This is a genomic window from Halorubrum kocurii JCM 14978, from assembly GCF_000337355.1.
Classification (GTDB): Archaea; Halobacteriota; Halobacteria; order Halobacteriales; family Haloferacaceae; genus Halorubrum; species Halorubrum kocurii.
Window position 1 is genome coordinate 1 of the sequence record NZ_AOJH01000087.1, and the last position, 17,801, is coordinate 17,801.

The following is a 17,801-nucleotide window of genomic DNA, read 5'->3' on the forward strand; positions in this document are numbered from 1 at the left end:
GCCAGTGCCGCCGCGCCCTCGGGCCCGCCCGGCCGGTAGTCCCGCATATGGCGGTGGTACGCGTCGAGCACGGCGTCGTCCTCGGGGTCGGCCGGCGAGAGCGTCGTCTCGCCGTCGTAGGTGATCGGCGCGTACGCCAGCGGCGAGACCGCGGCGAGGGCGTCGACCGCGGGCGCGGCGTCGACCACGTCGAAGAAGGCGCAGCCGACGACCGCGTCGAACCGCTCGTCGGTCGCGGCGGCGTACTCGAACGCGTCCGCGACCCGGAACGCCACGTCGACGCCGCCGACTCGGTCCCCGATCCGCTCGCGCCCGGCCGCCAGCGCTCCCTCGTGCGCGTCAACGGCGAGCCAGCGGCCGCCCTCGACGACCCCCCACTCCGCGAGCCGCTCGACCATCGTGGCCGTCCCGGCGCCGACCTCCAGTACCGTTGGGTCCGAGGGGAGTTCCGCGGCGAACGCCGCGAGCACGTCGCGGTTCAGCGAGCGGTCGTCCAGCTCCCGCTTCGCGTCGAGGTACGTCGGGTGGTCGACGGGAGCGCGGCCGTCGCTTGGGGCCTCGCCGGCGTCCGGCCCCCCGTCGTCTCCGGTCATCGCGCGCGAGACACCTCCTCCAGGAAGTCGACCGCGCCGTCGAGCGTCTCGGTCCACGTCGGCCACGCCTCGTAGGCGCGGCGGGCCGAGACGCCCATCTCGGCGAGCCGCTCGCGGTCGTCGAGGCGTCGGATCCGGTCGGCGACGGCGGCCGAGTCCCCGGGCGGAACGAGGACCCCCGACGCGCCGTCGGTCACGAACTCGCCGGCGCCGCCGGCGGTCGAGGCCAGCGGGACGCAGCCGAACCCCATCGCCTCCAGGTGCGCCATGCCGAACGGCTCGTACCGCGACGGCACCGCGAGCGCGTGGGTCTCGCGGAGCCGCGCCGCGACGGCGTCGTCGTCGAGCCGACCGGTGAAGCGGATCCGCCCGGCGACCCCGGCGGCGGCGGCCGCCTCCCGGACGCGCTCGACGTGGCCGGGGTCGACGCCGGTGTCGCCGACGACGGTGAGCCGCCAGTCGACGGTGGCCTCCGAGCCGGCGTCGAGCGCGCCCAGCGCGTCGACCAGCGTGTCGAGCCCCTTGCGTTCGACGACGTTGCCGAGGAAGGTGAGGTCGAGTGGGCCGTCGCCGGCCCGCTCGCGGATCGCCGCCGGAGCGATGTCCGGGTCGAACCGGTCTCCCGCGGGCGGCGCGACGACCGCGCGCGAGGGGGCCCCGAGCGCCTCGGCGCCCGCTCGGGTCGCCGCCGAGTTGTACACCGCGGCGTCGACGCCGGAGAGGAACCGCCCCTCGACGCGCCGGACCACGCGGCGAGCGAGCCCCGACCGAGCGCGCGACGCGAGCATGTGTAGCAGCGCCGCCGTCGGGGTCTCGACGCGGCGGTTGGCGGCGACGAGCGAGGGGTGCGCGAGCCCGTCCTCGACGAGCACGTCGGCGTCGACCCCGTCGAGCTGCGCCGCGATGCGACGGGCCCGGAGGGTGTCTGCGAGCTGCCGGGGGTAGGACCGCCACGGGAGCGAGAGGACGGTCACCTCGTGACCGCGGTCGCGGAGCCGGTCGCGGAGCCGCCGGTCGTAGTAGAACCCGCCGGAGCGGGCGTCGATGTCGCCGGCGAGCACGAGCCCGACGCGCATTACGACAGCGACCCGGTGTACCGCACGAGGGCCGTGTCGTCCTCGTGCACGGCGACGGTCAGCTCCTCGACCGCCGGCGCGTCGAGGTCGGCGAGCCGGTCGAACAGGGCGCGCGCGAGCCGCTCGACGCTCGGGTTCCCCGCGAGGTGCTCGTTGAGCGTCTCGTCGCGGTACGCGTCGACCGCGTCGGCGACCGCCGCGCGCGCCAGATCGATGTCGAGCAGGTAGCCGTGCTCGCCGAGCTCCGAGCCGCGGAACGTCACTTCGGCCTCGAACGCGTGCGAGTGGAGCGCCGCCTCCTCCGCGGGCGGGTTCGGGACGGTCAGGTAGTGCTGTGCGACGAACGCCTCGGTGACGGTGACGGCGTACATATCGGTTAGGGACGGGGTGATGGCATCAGTATGTGAACAGGACTTGAACGGTCGCTTCGGCGTCGTCCGCGAGCCGGCGGTACGCCGCGGGCGCCTCCTCGACGTCGACCCGATCGGTGACGAGCCGGTCGGCGATATCGTCCTCGGCGGCGAGCCGGCGGAGTTCGCGCCACGCCGTCTCCCGACGGCGCTCGCGGTCCCAGCGACCGCGGAGCTCGGGGGCGATCGTCGAGACCTGGCTGCTCTCGACGGTGACGCGCCCCCGATGGAAGTGGTCGCCGAACCCGATCTCCGCGCGCTTCGTCCCGTACCAGGACCCGGCGAGCACGCGCCCGCCGAAGCGGGTCGCCCCGACCGCGGTCTCGAGCGTCTCGGGGCGTCCGCTGACCTCGACGGCGAGGTCGACGCCGCCGGTGAGGTCCCCGATCGCCTCGGCCGCGTCGCCGGCGTCCGGGTCCACGGTGTGATCGGCGCCGAGGGCGTCGGCGAGCCGCCGCCGGTGGGGGCGGGGTTCGACGGCGACGACCGTCTCGGCCGCCGAGCGCGAGAGCAGGGCGGTCGTCAACAGGCCGACGACGCCCTGCCCGAACACGGCGACGCGCTCGCCGATCCGCGGCGCGCCGTCGAGCGCGAAGTTGACGGCCGTCTCGGTGTTGGCGAACAGCGCCGCGGTCTCGGGGTCGAGACCGTCGGGAACCGGGTAGAGCTCCTCGGGGGTCGCGCGGAACCGCCCCTCGTGGGGATTGAACCCGAAGACGGTGCGTCCCCGCCACTCCGGGTCGACGCCGTCGCCGACGCTCGTGACAGTCCCGACGACGGAGTAGCCGTACCGGAGCGGGTACGAGAGGTCGCCGGCGAGCGCGTCGAGCTCCTCGTCGGCCGCGGTCTCGGGGTCGAGCTCGCCGCGGTACGCGAGCAGCTCCGTGCCCGCGCTGACGGCCGACACCGTCGTCTCGACGAGGACCTCGCCGCGGTCCGGCGCGGGCGGGTCGATGTCGACCACGTCGACCTCGCGGGGCGTCGCGAACTCTATCGCGCGGGCCGCGCCCACGCTCACGAACCCTCCTCCGTCGGCAGGTCGGCGCCGGAACGAGACAACATGACGTACCCCACGGGCCGATGCCTAATGGATGTTCGGTGGGGTGACCGGGAGCCGTCGGGTCGGCCCGACGGGGCCCGTCAGAGCCGGTCGGCCCGACGGGCACAGCTAAGGGGACGGGAGAATGTGTTAGACGTGGACATGGCACTCACAGACGATATCGACCTCGACGCGCTGACGCCGCTCCACTGGGTCGGGATCGCCACCGCCGCCGTCACCGGCGGGTACCACCTCGTGAGCGGGGTGCAGATCGGCGGGGGGTTCGGCGCCGCGTTCGCGGTCGCGGCGGCGGGGTTCGCGCTCGGGATCGCCGCGGTGCTGGTCGGCTACCGACGCCGAGCCGTCTACCTCCTCGGTATCCCCTTCACGGCCGGGCAGATCGTGTTGTGGTACCTCCTGAACGACGTGCCGCCGATACCGCCGACGCACGCCCTCGACAAGACGGCCCAAGTCGTGCTGATCGCGGTCCTCGTGGTCCTACTCCGGCGAGAGGCGTGAGGCCCGGTTCGACCGTCGGACCATCGCGTGCGACCGACTGATCACTCCGTCGCGACCGGCGGGTCCTCCCGACCGAGGCGTCCGGTCGCGGCCGCCCAGTCGCGCGCGAAGCTCGCGAGGAGGGCCGCCAACGCGATGCCCGCCGCGGCCGCGAGCGGCGGGCCGCCCGTGCCGGGGACCAGCGCGACGGCGATGACGAGGAACTGGCCGCTCCCGACCGGCCCGCGGACCCGGCTCGGCGGGAGCTCGTAGGTCGGCTCGCCGGCCCGCCGCCGGACCCACAGCGACCCGGCGTACGCGTACCACGTCCCGCCGGCGAGGAGGTACCACGCCGGGAGCGCCCCGGCGCCCACGGCGACGACGCCGCCGACGAGCACCGCGAGGGCGTCGACCGCCCCGTCGAGGCGCGCGCCGAGCACGGTCTCGCGGGTCCGCCTCGCGACCGCGCCGTCGACGGCGTCGAGCAGCACGGCGGCGACGAACAGACCGACCGGGAGCCACCGGTTCGGCGGGGGCGCGAGCGGCGTCCCAGCGAGCACGGCGAGCAGCCACCCGCGGAACAGCGTGATCGCGTTCGCGGGCCCGAGCGTCGGGCGGACCGCGGCGGCGCCCGGCGGTCGGTTCGCCGACAGGTTGGTCCCGGCGTACGCGGCCACGTAGAGCGCGACCGGCGCCGCCCCGAGGAGCCACCGCCCGTCGAGCGGGCGCCAGAGGGCGACGAGCCCCAGCGCACCGACGCCGACCGTCCCGAGGAGCCGCGCCCGAACGCGGGCGCGGTCGGCGCTCCCTGATCGGTCGAGGCGCGACATGCGGTCACCGACGGCGCGCGCGAAGTTCGGTGTTCCGGTCGGCCGAAGCGCGTCGTCGCTCGTCAGCGCCCGGACCGGTCGGCGTCCGCCTCGTCATCGTCCGAGACCGCGTCCGTCACGCGGGCGTGGAACTCCCGGAGCGCGGCCGACTCGTCGCCGGCGAGCACCGCGTCCGAGTCGACGAGCGTCGCGAGCCCGAACGCGAGCGGGGTCGGCGAGTCGACCGTCCGGTCGGCGACGGCGAGGTCGCCGTCGTCGATCCGTTCGGCCACGGCGCGGATCCGGGGGGCGTCGAGCCGGTCGTCCAACAGCTCGCGGTACGTCTCCTCGATCACCGCGAAGTCGTCGAACCCCTCCGCGAGCGAGAGCAGGGTTTCGGCGGACACCTGCTGTTCGGCGGCCGACTTCTCGTGGCCCTTGTACCGCTTGAGGATCATGAGCGAGCGCGTCGCGTTGATCCGGAAGTAGCGCTGGAGGAGGTCGGTCCCCCGCAGCGCCGCCCGGAGGTCCTCCCGGACCGTCTCGGGGTCCAGCTCGCGGACGATCCCCGCCACGTCGACCTTGCGGTTCAGCGGGAGCGCGAGGCTGAACCCGCGGTCGGCGACCGCGACCGTCGGCTCGGCGTCGGTGCGGGCCGCGCACTCGGCGGCGACCAGCCGCGAGAGCCCCTCGTTGAACCGCCGGCCGTACGTCGCGTGGACGTGGAACCGGCGCTTGTACGCGTCGCGGTCGAGCACCTCCTCGACGGCGAGCCGCGAGGGCGTCGACACGCTCTCGGCGCCCGCGTACGCGACCTGTTCGTCGTAGGTCCGAGCGATCGCCCGCACCGAGTTCCCGTCGATCGGGAGCTCCCGCAGCCACGCCCGAACCGCGGGGGGACCGCCGTCCTCCAACCGGTCGAGCAGGTCGGCCTGGAACGCCAGCACCTCCGCCGCGAGGTCGGCCGACAGCGGGAGCCGCTCCGCGTACCACGTCGGCACGGTCGGGCGCTCGTCGGTCCGGTCGACGTACACCTTCGAGCCGCGGCGGTAGCGGAACGCGAAGCGCTCGCCGCCCAGCGCGAACACGTCGCCGGGCGCGAGGGTGTCGAGGTAGTTCTCGTCGAGCGTCCCGACGGCGTCGCCGTCGCGGGTGACCACGTCGCAGCCGAACGAGTCGGGGATCGTCCCGACGTTCGTCATGTAGATGACCCGCGCGAGCCGGCCGCGCTTCCCGACGAGCGTCTCGCCGACCGGGAACGCCTCGTGATGATGTTCGCCCTCCGGCGGGTCGTTCGCGTCGCGCCACACCTTCGGGTAGACGTTCCGCTCCGCCAGTCCCTCGTGGTCGCCGGTGAGGTACCGCAGGAGCCGCTCGTACTCGCCGCCCCCGAACTCGCGGTAGGGGTGCGCGCGGCGGAGGACCTCGCGGACCTCGCGGTCCGGCCGGACTCGGTTGATCGCCATCCCGTACACGTGTTGGGCGGCCACGTCGGCGGCGCCCTCCGGGAGCGACACGCCGTCGACGAACCCCTCCTCGGCGCGGGCGAGCATCGCCGCGCACTCGACCAACTCGTCGCGGTCGAGCGCGAACACCCGCCCCTCGACGGTCTCGCCCGGGCTGTGGCCCGCCCGCCCGACGCGCTGGAGCAGCGCCGCGACCGACTTCGGCGACCCCACCTGCACGACCAGGTCGAGGTGCGGCATGTCGATGCCGAGTTCGAGGCTCGTCGAGGTGGTCACCACGTCCAGCGAGCCCGCCTTCAGCCCCTCCTCGATCCGGGCGCGCTGAGACTCGCCGAGGCTCCCGTGGTGACAGCCCGAGTCCGACTCGTCGTAGCCGAACCGCTCGCGGAGCTCCCGGAGGGTGCGCTCGGCGCCCGCCCGCGAGTTCGCGAACACCAGCGTGTTCTCGTGGGTCTCGATCAGCTCGTGGAGCGCTTTATAAAAGCGGTCGGTGACGACCGACTCGTCGGTGTGGATGAGGTCGGCGGCCGGCGTCCGGAGCCGCAGGTCGAACTCCCGACCGAACCGGGCGTCGACGACCTCGCAGTCGCGGGGGGCGAACCCCTCCGGATCGCCGACCTCCCCAGCCACGCGCTCGCGGCCGACGAGGAAGTCGGCGACCTCGTCGAGCGGCTCGACCGTCGCGGAGCAGCCGATCCGGGTCGGCGAGCCGTCGGCGAGCTCCGTCAGCCGCTCCAGCGACACGGAGAGGTGGGTCCCGCGCTTGTTCCCCGCCAGCGCGTGGATCTCGTCGACGACGACGTACTCGACGGTGCGGAGCTTCTCCCTGAACCGCGGGGCGTTGAGCAGGATCGCTAGCGTCTCCGGCGTGGTGTTGAGCACGTGCGGCGTCTCCTCCAGCATGGCCTGCCGATCGGCCTTGCTCGTGTCGCCGTGGCGGATCGCCTGGCGGACGCCGGGGTCGGGAGCGGTCCCCTCGTCTCCGACCCTCTCCGCCCCGCCTCCGGCCGCCATCTCCGCCGCGATCCCCTGTAGCGGCGCTTCGAGGTTCCGTTCGATGTCGTTCGCGAGCGACTTCAGCGGGGAGACGTACAGGCAGTAGACTGAGTTCTCCAGCTCGCCCGCCCGCTCGCGCTCGAAGAGGTCGTCGAGGACCGCGGTGAAGGCGGCGAGCGTCTTCCCGCTCCCCGTCGGGGCGGCGACGAGGCAGTTCTCGCCGTCGTCGACGCGGGGGATCGCCCCGCGCTGCGGCGGGGTGAACAGGCCGCCGTTCTCGCCGACGTACGCCGCGAACCGTGAGACCCACCAGCGGCGGACCGGCGGCGAGAGCCGGGCGAGCACGTCGGCGTCGGGGAGGGGAACCGTCTCCGGGTCGAACTCGACGGCGGGCTTCGCCCGACTGTCAGAGGCGCGTTGCGCCTCGCCGTCCTCCGCGAGCGCCTCGCGGAGGAGCGCCCGCGCCGACGGCTCGGCCGCGTCCTCGCCCGAGCCGCCGCCCGTGGGTTCGCTCACGGTCACTTGCTGGGCGCGGCGGGGGAAAGCGGTTACGTCGGGGTCGACCCGTCGCCCGTCCGCGTTCGCGCGAACCGGCCCGTTTATCCGAGGTCCGTCCGTGGCGCCGCACGTATGAGTGGAACCTCGGCGGCGCCGGAACGGGAGATCGACCGGAACCTCTTCATCACCGTCTCCGGGCCGCCGGGCTGCGGCGCGACGACGCTGGTGGAGGGGATCGCCGCCTCACTCGACTGCGGGTACGTCTCCGGCGGCGAGCTGTTCCGCGAGATCGCCGCCGAGCGCGACATGAGCCTCTCGCAGCTGATCGCGAAGACGGGCGAGTCCGAGGAGATCGACCGCGCGCTCGACAGGCGGCTCCGCCGGATCGCCGAGAAGTGGGGGACCGCGAACAAGGCGTTCGTCCTCGAGTCGCGGCTCGCCGGCTGGATCGCCGGCAACCGCGCGGACATCCGGATCTGGCTCGACGCGCCGGACGAGGTGCGCGCCGACCGCACTCTCGACCGCGAGGAGATGACCTCCGAGATGCAGGTCCGCGAGGTGATCGAAGAGCAGCGCTACCAGTCGTACTACGGGATCGACCTGTCCGACCGCTCTATCTACGACCTCGCGATCAACACCGGACGCTGGGACCCCGAGGCGACGCTCGACCTCGCGCTCACGGCGATCGAGGGATACGACATCGAGTCGGACGAAGGGGCGTTCGACACACCCGACTTCGAGATCTAGTCGGGGCGGTCGCGGGGCGGTCTAGAACGTGATGATCTCGTAGTCGTCGTCGACGAGCGAGCGGACGCTCGGGTGGCCGTCGTACTCGTCGAGGGTGACGAGCCCGGAGTCGGTGACGGCGTCCTCGACGCCGAACGCGCCGGAACAGTAGTCACAGACCGCGGCGTCGTCGCGGACCGCCTGATACAGCTCGTGGTAGTCGCTCTCCTCGTCTTCGAGCTCCGGGATCCACTGCGTCCCGGCGCCGTCGAAGATGAGCTCGAGCTCGTCGCCGTCGTTCTCGGCGAACTCCTTGGCGGCCTCTAAGCCGTTCGCGAGGCGGCCGTAGTCGGAATGCGATTCGTTGCCGGCGAGAATCACGATCGCTGCTTTTGCCATCGCGTCGGTTTATAAATGCCACTCCGACAAAAGCCGTCTGCGGGTGTGTGTTCCGGGCGTCGACTCGTCAGGTGTTGACGTGCCACGGATCGGCTGGCGTCACGGGCAGTCGCCCGCGTCGAACGACCCGGGGTCCGCCCCTTGGTCGACCGTCCGGACCGCCTCGGCGTCGAGATCCACCACGGCGGCCAGCCCGCCGTATCCGTGCGTCTGATCGTGGCCGCGAACGACGACGCAGGTCACGTCGTCCGGAACCGCTATGATCTCCGACCGGGTGAACGGCTGCTCGGAGTGCGCGTGGAGTAGGTCCCGGCGGCCGAGGCGATCCCCGTCGAGCCGCTCGACCTGCCACCAGTTCGCGTACCCCTCCTCGCCGTCGTCGTCGTGGTGTAGCGTCACGTCGAACCCGTACCCGTCGCCGGTCGGGTCGACGACGGCGTCGACGACGTTCGCCTCTCGGAGGTCGAGGTCGTCGCCGTCGGCGGCGGCTTCCCCTTGGTCCGCGTCGTCAGCGCACCCGGCCAGCGCGGCGAGGGCGAGGCCGCCGGCGTGCGCCATCAGGAGCCGACGGCGGGAGAGAGCTGGGGGATCGGGCACGCCTCCCGGTTCGGCGGGGAGCCGCAATACGTCTTCGGCCGCTCCCGTTACGACCCGTCTGACCCGTCCGACCCGGCGATCGCGTTCCGGAGGGCGCGCTGCGCCCGGTAGAGGGTGTACGCCACGGAGAGGCCGACGAGGGCGACGGCCGCCCCGGCGGCGGCGAGCACCGGGCCGGACGCCGGCGGCTTCAGGTCGGGCTCGCTCCCGCAGCTCCCGCAGCCGTCGTCGCCGCAGCTCCCGCAGCCGGGCGCGTCCGAGTCGGCCTCGGCGTCGGTCGCGTCCCGCTCAGGCGAGCGGTCGGCGCCGGTCGCGTCCCGCTCAGGCGAGCGGTCGGCGTCGGTCGCGTCCCGTTCAGGCGGGCGGTCGGCGTCGATCCCGGCGTCGGCGGCGGCCGACTCGTCGACTGCTGCGCCGGCCGAGTCGACGCTCCCCGCGTGGGGCGCGTCGAGGGGTTCGGTCGGTCCGGACGCGGCGTCTCGCACGCCGTCTGCGGCGTCGTCGAGCCCTTCGACTCCGTCGAACAGGTGCGGCGCGTGCGAGCGGAGGGCCTCCAGTCCCGCCTCGATCTCCTCGCGGTCCTCGTGGCCGACCGCGAACTCGGACAGGTCCTCGACCATGGCCCGCGCGCGCTCGGGGTGGTCCGTCTCCACGTAGCTTCGGGCCGCGTCGAACATCGCCCGGCCGAGCCAGTGCGCGAAGACGGGGTTGTCGTACCGCTCCTCGAGCGCCTCGAGGCGCTCGAGCTTCGCCTCGCCGGCCTCCACGTCGCCGTCGAAGAACGAGGCCCGCGCCGAGAAGAACGTCGCGACCGCGGCCCACGTCGCGCTCGACGGCGTCGAGAGCCGCTCGTGGTGGTCGACGGTCTCGCTCGCCCAGTGCTCGACCCGACCGACGTCGGCCGCCTCGAAGCCGGCGCGCGCGGCGTTCGCCGTCGCGACCGGGAGCCAGCGGAGGATCGGCTCCTCCTGTGCCGGGTACCGGTCGGCGAGGGCCTCGATCCGCCCGATGCGCCCCTCGATCGCCTCCACGTCGGTGCGCTTGGCGTCGGCGTTCGTGCGCCCGGCGAGGACGCCGGCCAGCCCCGCGGCGACCTCCCCGTCCGGATGGGCACCGAACAGCTCCTCGGCGCGGGCGACCCGGTCTGGTGCCGCGTCGGTTTCGAGGGGCACGTCGGCCGCGTCGTCGTGCTCGGCGTCGGCCGCGTCGTCGTCGAGATACAGCTCCGCGTGGGCGTACGCCCGGAGCAGCGAGGCGGCGACGTCCGGCTCGGGGTGTTCGTCGTACACGCCCTCGAGCCGGTCGAGCAGCGGCCCGATCCGGTCGCGGCGGTCCGCCTTCCCGTTCGCGTGGATCGTCTCGGCGGTCGCTCGGGCCAGCGGGGCCGCGACCGCCGCCTCGGGGCGGCGGCCGTACAGCTCCTCGATCCGCTCTCTGTACTCCTCGAGCCGGTCGGGGTCGATCGCGGTTTCGTAGACGTCGTCGCGGCCCCGCACGCTCGTCGCGTTCGCGAGGGCGTACGCGAGGTGGACGTCGACGTCGTCGGCATCGGTCCCCGCCCGGCGCAGTCGGTCCAGCCGCGCGATCATCTCGGCCTCCGCGTCGAACTCACCGCGGCCGCCGTACGCGTCGGCGAGCGCGACGAGGGCGTCGGTCAGCCGCGCCCGGTCGTCCGCGTCCATCTCCTCCGGCGTCGTCGCGTCGAACGCCTCGACGCGGCGTTCGAGGTCGCCGACGGAACGGGTGTCGCTGGATACCATGTGTGTTGGTTCGTGGTTGGGACGAACCGACGTAAACGCTCGCCTTCGAGCGCCGCCGCCCGCGGCCCTCGGACCGAGGGTTCCGGACGCGGCGCCCGGGGAGACGGCGGCTCAGCTGTGCCGGTGGTCGTGTCCGCCGCCGCCCCGCGAGAACTGCCCCGAGAAGGCGCGGTCGACGACCTCGGAGAGCGCGGGGTGGACGTGGACCGCGTCACGGATGTCCGCGACGGTCCCCGAGCCCGCGGTCATCGCGACGACGACCTCCTCGATCAGGTTCGACGCCTCCGGGCCGATGATGTGACACCCTTCGATGCCGCCGTCGAGGTCGATGAGGAGCTTCACGAACCCCTCGGCGTGCATCGCCTTCCCGCGGGCCGTCTCGTCGTACGCGTAGGTCCGAGTCGCGTACTCGGCGTCGGCCGCCCGGAGGTCCTGCTCGCGCGCGCCGACGCCCGCGACCTCCGGCGAGGCGAACACCGCGAACGGCATCGCCGAGTAGTCGACCGGCTCCGGCTCGTCGCCGAGCAGGTTCCGGATAACGGCCTTCGCCTCGTGGTTCGCGCTGTGTTTGAGCAGGTATTCGCCGACCACGTCGCCGAGCGCCCACACCCCCTCGGCGTCCGTCCGGAGGTACTCGTCGGTCTCGACGAACCCCCGCTCGTCCGTCTCCACGCCCGTCGCGTCGAGGTTCAGCGCGTCCGTGTTCGGCCGCCGGCCGGCCGCGACCAGGAGCGCGTCGCCCGTGACCGTCACGTCCTCGGCCTCCTCGGGCGCGCCGACCGTCTCGCCGCCCGCGCGGACCGCGTCGGCCTCGGGGTACGGACGGGCCTCGACGGTCACCCGGCCGTCGGTCCCGCCAGTGTCGTCGGCCGCGACGGCCTCGTACCCGGCGTACACGTCGAACCGGTCGGCGTAGCGGTCGGTGAACGCCTCGCCGACCTCCGCGTCCGCCTCCGGCAGGAGGTGCTCGCGCCGTCCGACGATCGTCACGTCGGTGCCGAACGTCCCGAAGAAGTGGCCGAGCTCGGCCGCGATGTACCCGCCACCGACGATCACGAGGTGGTCCGGGGGCGTCTCCAGCCGGAGCGCCTCCGTGCTCGTGAGGTAGTCCACGTCCTCGATCCCGTCGATCGGCGGGATCGAGGGGCGCGTGCCGGTGGCGACGAGGACGGTGTCGGCCCGCAGCGTGGCGCCCGCGTCGTCGCCGTCGACGACCTCGACCGTGCGGTCGTCGACGAACCGCCCGGTCCCCGAGAACAGGTCGTGGCTGTTCGAGGACTCGAGCCCCCGGCGGATCGACTCGGAGCTGCCCGAGACGTCCTCGGTGACCGTCCGGACGATCTCCGCGAAGTCGACCCCGTTCACCTCGGCGTCAATCTCGAAGGCGCCCGCGCCCTCGATCGTTTCCATCACGTCGGCGTGGTAGAGGAGCTGTTTCGAAGGAATACACCCGCGGTTGAGGCAGGTCCCGCCGAGTCGCCCCTCCTCGACGACGGCCACCGAGTTCCCTCGACCGGCCATCGCGTTCACCACGTCCAGTCCCGATCCCGACCCGATAACGAGAAAGTCGAACTCCTGCATGCCTCGGGGGACGCGTCCCGTAGTGTTCAACCTCCGTACTGACGGACGAGGCGCACGACCGCGCGGGAGCGGCGGAACCCGTCGCTCGTCTCCGGCGGCGGGGAGCGCCGACGGTGACACTCACACCACGACGGAGCCGAACGGGCACGCCGGCGAGTCGGCCGTCCAGACGGGTCCCGACTCGACGTCGACGAGGGACACGCGGTCGTCGTCGTAGTGGGAGACGGCGAGTCGCCCGTCGCCGACGGGCGTCGCGGCCAGTCCGGGCGCTGGCGTCTCGACGACCGCGCCGCCGAGCGAGCGCAGCCCGGGCGCGCCGGCGTCGAGCACCCACCACTCGTCGGCGACGTCGAAGGTGTCGACCGGCCGGGAGAATCCCTCGTGGACCGCGATCGGCTCGAGCTCACGGTCGAGCTCGTGGACGACGCCGTCGCCGCGGCCGGGGACTAACACCCGGTCGGCGGTCGCGACGAGGTCGTACGGGTCGGCGCCGACCGCGGCCTCGGCGCAGATCGACGCTCCGACGGCCGGAGGTCCTGAATCGCCCCCGGGATCGAAGGCGACGACCCGGGCGCCGCGCTGGTCGACCGCGTACCCGCGGCTCCCGTCCGGCGCGAGCGCGACGCCCTGCACCCTGGCGTCCGGCCCGGTGTCGATCGCGCCGACCCGCTCACGGGTCCCGGTGTCGACGACGTCGACGACGCCGTCGCGGCGGCTTCCGGCGTAGAGCCGGTCGCCGTCCGGGGCGACCGCGAGCTCGTGCGGCTCCGCGCCGACGCCGACGCGGTCGACGAGCGTCAGGGCCTCGGGGTCGACGACGGCGAGGGCGTCGCCGGCGGAACAGGAGACGTACAGGTCGCCGTTCGCGGCCGCGAAGTGCGACGGCCCCAACACGCCGGTCTCGACCCTCGTCACCTCGCCGGTCGGGCCGACCGCGGTGACGGACCGCTCGCCCATGGTGGCGACGACGGTCCGGCCCCGACACGTCGTCGCGTGGACCGGGAGACGCCCGACCGGGACCTCGCCGAGCCGGTCTCCCGTCTCGAGCGCGAACAGCGCCAGGCGGTCGTCGCCCTCGCAGGGGACCGCGAGGACGGGGTCGTCGGGCGAGGGCGCGTCGCGGTCCCCGCCGCGGGCCGGCGCGTCGTCGCCCCCCTCGGTGCCCCGGGTCATCCCGTACAGGAGAAGTCGCCGCCGCCGTCGTCGCCGCCGACGCTCCCGTCGGTCTCGAGCACGCCGTTGGTCGCCGTCTCGACGGGGTACCGCCCGCGGTCGCCCTCGACGTTCGCCCACTCGCCGAAGCCGCCGTCGTACAGTCGCACGTCCTCGAACCCGATCGCCTTCAGCGTCAGCCACGTCGAGGTCGGGTCCACGTTGTCGTCGCCGTAGACGACGACCGTCTCGCTCCGGTCCAGTTCGGCCTCGACCTCGTACAGCCGAACGAGCCTGCCGGGGTCGGTCATCCGCCGGCCGGCGACGTTGCCGACCCAGTGCACGTCGATCGCGCCCGGGAGGTGGCCGTGGCGGTCGTGGTCGTCGTTCAGGGCGTCGGCGCCCGCGGCGGCGAGGTACGCCTCGGGCACGCGCACGTCGACGAGGCCCGGGCCGTCCCCGTTGAACGTCCCGACCCGGTCGGCGAGCCACTCGCGGGTGACCCACGTCGAGGGCGCGGGATCAGGCTCGTAGTCGGTCGGCGGGACGCGGTCCCGCGACCCGGTCCCGAGGCGGCCGTTCCAGCCCGAGAGCCCCCCGTTGAGGACGCGGATCGACCCCTCGTGACCGACCGCGGCGAGCGCGAACGCGACGCGGGTGACGCGGGACCCCACGCTGGCGCCGTAGACGAGCACGTCGTCGTCCGGGGCCACGCCGGCCTCGCCGAACGCGGCCGCGATCGCGTCGGCGTCGGGCGCGTCGCCCTCGTCGGTCGACTCGCGGGCCGCGAGCGCGTCGAGCGGAACGCGTCGGGCCCCGTAGACGCGCTCCTCGCGGAACAGCTTCGCGTCGCGGGCGTCGAGGACGACGGTCTCGTCGCGGTTCTCGGCGAGCCAGCCCGGACCGACGAAGTGCCCCACGTTCCCGGAGACCTCGCTCCGCGCCGCCACGTCGGCCGGGGTCGTCACGCCGAGGCAGCCGGCCGTCCCCGTCGCGCCGGCCACGGTGGCGCCGGCGGCGGCTCGGAGGAGCCCGCGGCGGGTCTCGGTGTCCGCGTCGTCGTTCGAACGGTCCCCCGTCATCTACCCGCAGTAGCAGTGGTCGTCCATGCACCACGACGCCTCCATCTCGCCGAACGCGATCCCGAGCGAGGCGAGCGACGCCCGCACGCTCGACACCGCGTCGCCCTCGGGGCGCACAGTGCCGGCGACGGCGCCGGTGGGCGCCTGATTGACGTCGACGGTCGCGACGACCTCGCGGCTCGCGTGGTCGATCACCGCGACGTGGTTCGCGTCCTGGACGGGGACGTACAGCTTCTCGCGGTTCGGTCCCCACGCGCCAGAGATGCTGTCCCCGCCCACGTCGAGGGTCGTCTCGTACTCGTTCGCCTCGAGGTCGACCACGCCGACGCCCTCGCCGGGGATGAAGAGGTACGCCGCCGTGTTGTCGGGGGCGACCTCGCTCGTGATCGGCGCGCTCGGGAGCCCGTCGTCGCGGGTGATCTTCGCGATCTCTTCCGGGTTCTCGGGGTCGGAGACGTCCCAGACGCTCTCGGAGCCGACGCGGGGCACCTCGGGCTCGCCGCCGAGCGTCCCCTCGCCGTTCTCGACGAGGAGGAGCTCGCCGTCGAAGGAGGCGGTACACATGAACGGGAGGACGTTCCCCTCGGTGATCGGCTCGCCCGCGTCGACCCGGTTCACCACCTCGAACGGGTCGACGCTCAGCACGCGGATCGCCTCGTCGGCGACGTCGACGACGAACGCGTAGTCGCCGTTCGGACCGAGCGTCACGTCGCAGGGGCCGACGTAGCTGGTCTCGATTTCGGCGGTCACCTCGCCGAAGGCGTCGCTGTCGCGGTCGGCGTCGACGCGGAAGAGCGCGTGGCTCTCGTCGCCCTCGGCCTCCATCCCAGTGGTTCCGCCCGAGGCGATCAGCAGGTGGTCGCCGTCGGGCGTGACGTTCGGGTAGTTCGGGCCGTAGCCGGTTTCGACGTACGCCAGCTCCTCGAGGGTGCGCTGGTCGAACGCGCGGACGCCGCCGGCGACGTTGAGCCAGAGCACGTCGTGGTCGTCGTCGATCCCGGTTGCGTACTGGTTGGCCGGGAACGAGGCCGTCGTGTCGAGGTACACGGATGTGAGGACCTCGTCCGACTCGGCGTCGATGACGCTCACCGTCCGGTCGCCGTTGTTGAACACGAACACCGTCGGGGCTGGGTCGCCGCCGCCTCCGCCGCCTCCGCTCCCGCCCCCGCCGGAACAGCCGGCGAGGGCCGCGGTCGCGCCGACCGCGCCGGACCCCTTGAGCAGGCGCCGCCGGTCGATCCCCTCCCCGAAGGGGTTCCGGCGGTCGTCGTTCGCCAGGTCGCTTCCCTTCGCGGGACGCGCGGTCCCCGCCGAGGGGTTCGGTTCCGCCTTCCCCTCCGCGGGTCGCGAGGCCGCGTCGGTGCCCCCGCAGCCGCAGTCGTCGGTCATACCCGCACGACGCGTCACACGGCTAAATGGCCCCCGGACGCCCCGTTCGTTGCCCCGTGTGTCGCGTAGCGGCGAGTGTTGCGTCTTCCTCCGACTCGAGGGGGCCGTTACCGTCTCCAGCGACGCTTTACGTGCGGCCCGGGTGTGTTTCGCCAATGTTGCTGTCTCCCGTCGCCTACGTCGGCGTCTCCGTCGCGGTCGGACTGTCGTTCGGGGTCCTGTTACAGAAGGCGCGGTTCTGCTTCGTCAGCGCGTTCCGCGACTTTGTCGCGTTCAAGGACACCCGCGTGCTGAAGGGGCTGCTCGCCGGCATCGCGGTGATGACCGTGTTCTGGAGCGTGCAGGCCACGTTCGGCTACTTCCGCGGCTTCTGGACGCCCGCGTGGGGGCTCGGCTCGCTGTTCGGCGGCTTCGTCTTCGGGCTCGGGATGACCCTCGCCGGCGGCTGCGCGTCAGGCACCCTCTACCGCGCCGGACAGGGGTACCTTCAGTTCTGGCTCGTCCTCCTCTTCATGTTCGTCGGCTACGTCCTCTTCGCGTTCGCGTTCCCCGTCGCCGAGACGTACTACTTCGCGACGCTGAACCCGTTCGAGGGGCGGACGCTGTACCTCTCGCTACCGTTCTCGCCCGCGGTGACAGGGACTGGCGCCGTCGCGCTCGGCACCCTCGCGTACGCGTTCGTGAAGGGGCGGAGCGCGCTCCCCGACGACCCCCCCGGCGGGGCGGGCGTCGGTGCCGACACCCGCGCGCAGGCCGCGATCGGCGCCTCCCGGACGCTCTCGGCCGTCTCCGTCGGGCTGCGCGGCATCGCCGACGGGACCGTCGAGTACGCCCGCGGGCTTCTCAACGACGACCGACCGCTGAAAGTCCGGCTCCGCGACTCGTGGGACGCGCGGACCGCGGGCGTCGCGATGGCGCTCGTCGCGAGCCTCTGGTTCTACGTGCACGGTCACTGGGCGATCACCGGCAGCGAGGCGCGCTGGGCCGGCTACCTGCTGGCGGGGGCCGGGTTCGACGTCGCGAGCGTCGACTACTGGGGCTCCGTCCTCTTCCGCGACGGGGACATCTCGCTGACCATCGACATGGTGATGATCGCGTCGCTCATCGTCGGCTCCTTCCTCGCCGCGTACGCCTCCGGCGACTTCCGGGTCCGGAAGCCGAAGCTGAATCGGGTGCCGAACTACGCGGTCGGCGGGCTCCTGATGGGCGTCGGCTCGCGGCTCGCCGCCGGCTGTAACATCGCGAACCTCTTCTCCGGCGTCGCGCTGCTGTCCGTGCATTCGTTCCTCGCCGGCGCGGGGATCATCCTCGGCGTCTACGTGATGACCCACTACATGTACCGCGAGGTCGGCTGCGCGATTTAAATATGGATCTCGAGCGGATTCTGGTTCGGTAATTAACTGGAGTTAGGCGCTAAGTCCCCTTCCTCAAAGAGCAACGCAGGGAGCGAAGCGACCGAGTAGCGCCGTAGGAAGGGTTTATAAGTGGCTGCCGGTCGATCGGTAGCGCACACCTCCAAAGCCCCAGCCGCGAGGGCGGCGCACGCTCGCTGCGCGCTTCAGTCGCTCGCTACGCTCGCTCCTTCCAGTGCTTACGTCGCCTGTGCCGCCCTCGCGACTGCCCCTTTGAGTCCCCGCCCCGCACAGCACCGCGCCTCACGCCTCCCCAGCCTCGTCGCTGGCACCCTCCGCTTCGCTTCGGGCACCAGCGACTCCCTCGCACGCGCACCA

The 17,801-nt window shown here is 73.2% G+C and carries 16 protein-coding genes; 3 read left to right on the plus strand and 13 right to left on the minus strand.

Annotated features, from left to right (window positions below; all coding sequences use genetic code 11):
• The 4 genes from C468_RS14280 to C468_RS14295 form a co-directional block, all read right to left on the minus strand.
• Positions 1–593, minus strand: a 593-nt coding sequence (locus C468_RS14280; protein WP_008849610.1) for a class I SAM-dependent methyltransferase, incomplete at its 3' end; no start/stop codon positions are given.
• Positions 590–1,669, minus strand: coding sequence for a glycosyltransferase family 4 protein (locus C468_RS14285; RefSeq protein WP_008849611.1), 1,080 nt, complete (start codon positions 1,667–1,669; stop codon positions 590–592). The genes C468_RS14280 and C468_RS14285, both read right to left, overlap by 4 nt.
• Positions 1,669–2,040 (minus strand): 6-pyruvoyl trahydropterin synthase family protein, encoded by a 372-nt coding sequence (locus C468_RS14290; protein ID WP_008849612.1) that lies wholly within the window; start codon positions 2,038–2,040, stop codon positions 1,669–1,671. Before C468_RS14290 ends, C468_RS14285 begins: the two co-directional genes overlap by 1 nt.
• Positions 2,041–2,065: 25 nt before the next feature.
• Entirely contained in the window at positions 2,066–3,097 is a 1,032-nt protein-coding gene (locus tag C468_RS14295) for a zinc-dependent alcohol dehydrogenase (RefSeq protein ID WP_008849613.1), read from the minus strand.
• 183 nt (positions 3,098–3,280) lie between these two features.
• On the opposite strand from C468_RS14295, the gene C468_RS14300 reads away from it, so the two are divergent.
• A complete protein-coding gene (locus C468_RS14300; RefSeq protein ID WP_008849614.1) occupies positions 3,281–3,637 on the plus strand; it encodes a hypothetical protein in 357 nt (118 codons plus the stop codon).
• Between the two features lie 41 nt (positions 3,638–3,678).
• Here the strand turns inward: C468_RS14300 and C468_RS14305 are convergent, their stop codons facing one another.
• Complete coding sequence (locus tag C468_RS14305) at positions 3,679–4,446, minus strand: CDP-alcohol phosphatidyltransferase family protein (RefSeq protein ID WP_008849615.1); 768 nt, start codon at positions 4,444–4,446, stop codon at positions 3,679–3,681.
• A 62-nt stretch (positions 4,447–4,508) separates the two neighbouring features.
• Positions 4,509–7,403, minus strand: coding sequence for an ATP-dependent helicase (locus C468_RS14310; RefSeq protein ID WP_008849616.1), 2,895 nt, complete (start codon positions 7,401–7,403; stop codon positions 4,509–4,511).
• 114 nt (positions 7,404–7,517) lie between these two features.
• Here C468_RS14310 and cmk point away from each other — a divergent pair, with 114 nt between their 5' ends.
• Entirely contained in the window at positions 7,518–8,132 is a 615-nt protein-coding gene (cmk, locus tag C468_RS14315) for a (d)CMP kinase (RefSeq protein ID WP_049912252.1), read from the plus strand.
• A 21-nt stretch (positions 8,133–8,153) separates the two neighbouring features.
• Here the strand turns inward: cmk and C468_RS14320 are convergent, their stop codons facing one another.
• From C468_RS14320 to C468_RS14350, 7 genes are all read right to left on the minus strand, one after another.
• Complete coding sequence (locus C468_RS14320; RefSeq protein ID WP_008849618.1) at positions 8,154–8,510, minus strand: DsrE family protein; 357 nt, start codon at positions 8,508–8,510, stop codon at positions 8,154–8,156.
• Between the two features lie 99 nt (positions 8,511–8,609).
• Positions 8,610–9,068, minus strand: coding sequence for a hypothetical protein (locus C468_RS14325; protein ID WP_008849619.1), 459 nt, complete (start codon positions 9,066–9,068; stop codon positions 8,610–8,612).
• A gap of 86 nt (positions 9,069–9,154) precedes the next feature.
• The gene (locus C468_RS14330; RefSeq protein WP_008849620.1) at positions 9,155–10,867 is read right to left on the minus strand and encodes a hypothetical protein; all 1,713 of its coding nucleotides are present in this window, start codon (positions 10,865–10,867) and stop codon (positions 9,155–9,157) included.
• A 111-nt stretch (positions 10,868–10,978) separates the two neighbouring features.
• A complete protein-coding gene (locus C468_RS14335) occupies positions 10,979–12,448 on the minus strand; it encodes a dihydrolipoyl dehydrogenase (protein ID WP_008849621.1) in 1,470 nt (489 codons plus the stop codon).
• A 120-nt stretch (positions 12,449–12,568) separates the two neighbouring features.
• Positions 12,569–13,621 (minus strand): YncE family protein, encoded by a 1,053-nt coding sequence (locus C468_RS14340; RefSeq protein WP_008849622.1) that lies wholly within the window; start codon positions 13,619–13,621, stop codon positions 12,569–12,571.
• The gene (locus tag C468_RS14345; protein ID WP_008849623.1) at positions 13,618–14,682 is read right to left on the minus strand and encodes a sulfurtransferase; all 1,065 of its coding nucleotides are present in this window, start codon (positions 14,680–14,682) and stop codon (positions 13,618–13,620) included. Before C468_RS14345 ends, C468_RS14340 begins: the two co-directional genes overlap by 4 nt.
• On the minus strand, positions 14,683–16,071 hold the full coding sequence (locus C468_RS14350) for a twin-arginine translocation signal domain-containing protein (RefSeq protein ID WP_008849624.1): 1,389 nt from the start codon (positions 16,069–16,071) through the stop codon (positions 14,683–14,685).
• Positions 16,072–16,226: 155 nt separating this feature from the next.
• Between C468_RS14350 and C468_RS14355 the strand changes: the two genes are divergently transcribed.
• Complete coding sequence (locus tag C468_RS14355) at positions 16,227–17,435, plus strand: YeeE/YedE family protein (protein ID WP_008849625.1); 1,209 nt, start codon at positions 16,227–16,229, stop codon at positions 17,433–17,435.
• Positions 17,436–17,801: the final 366 nt, after the last annotated feature.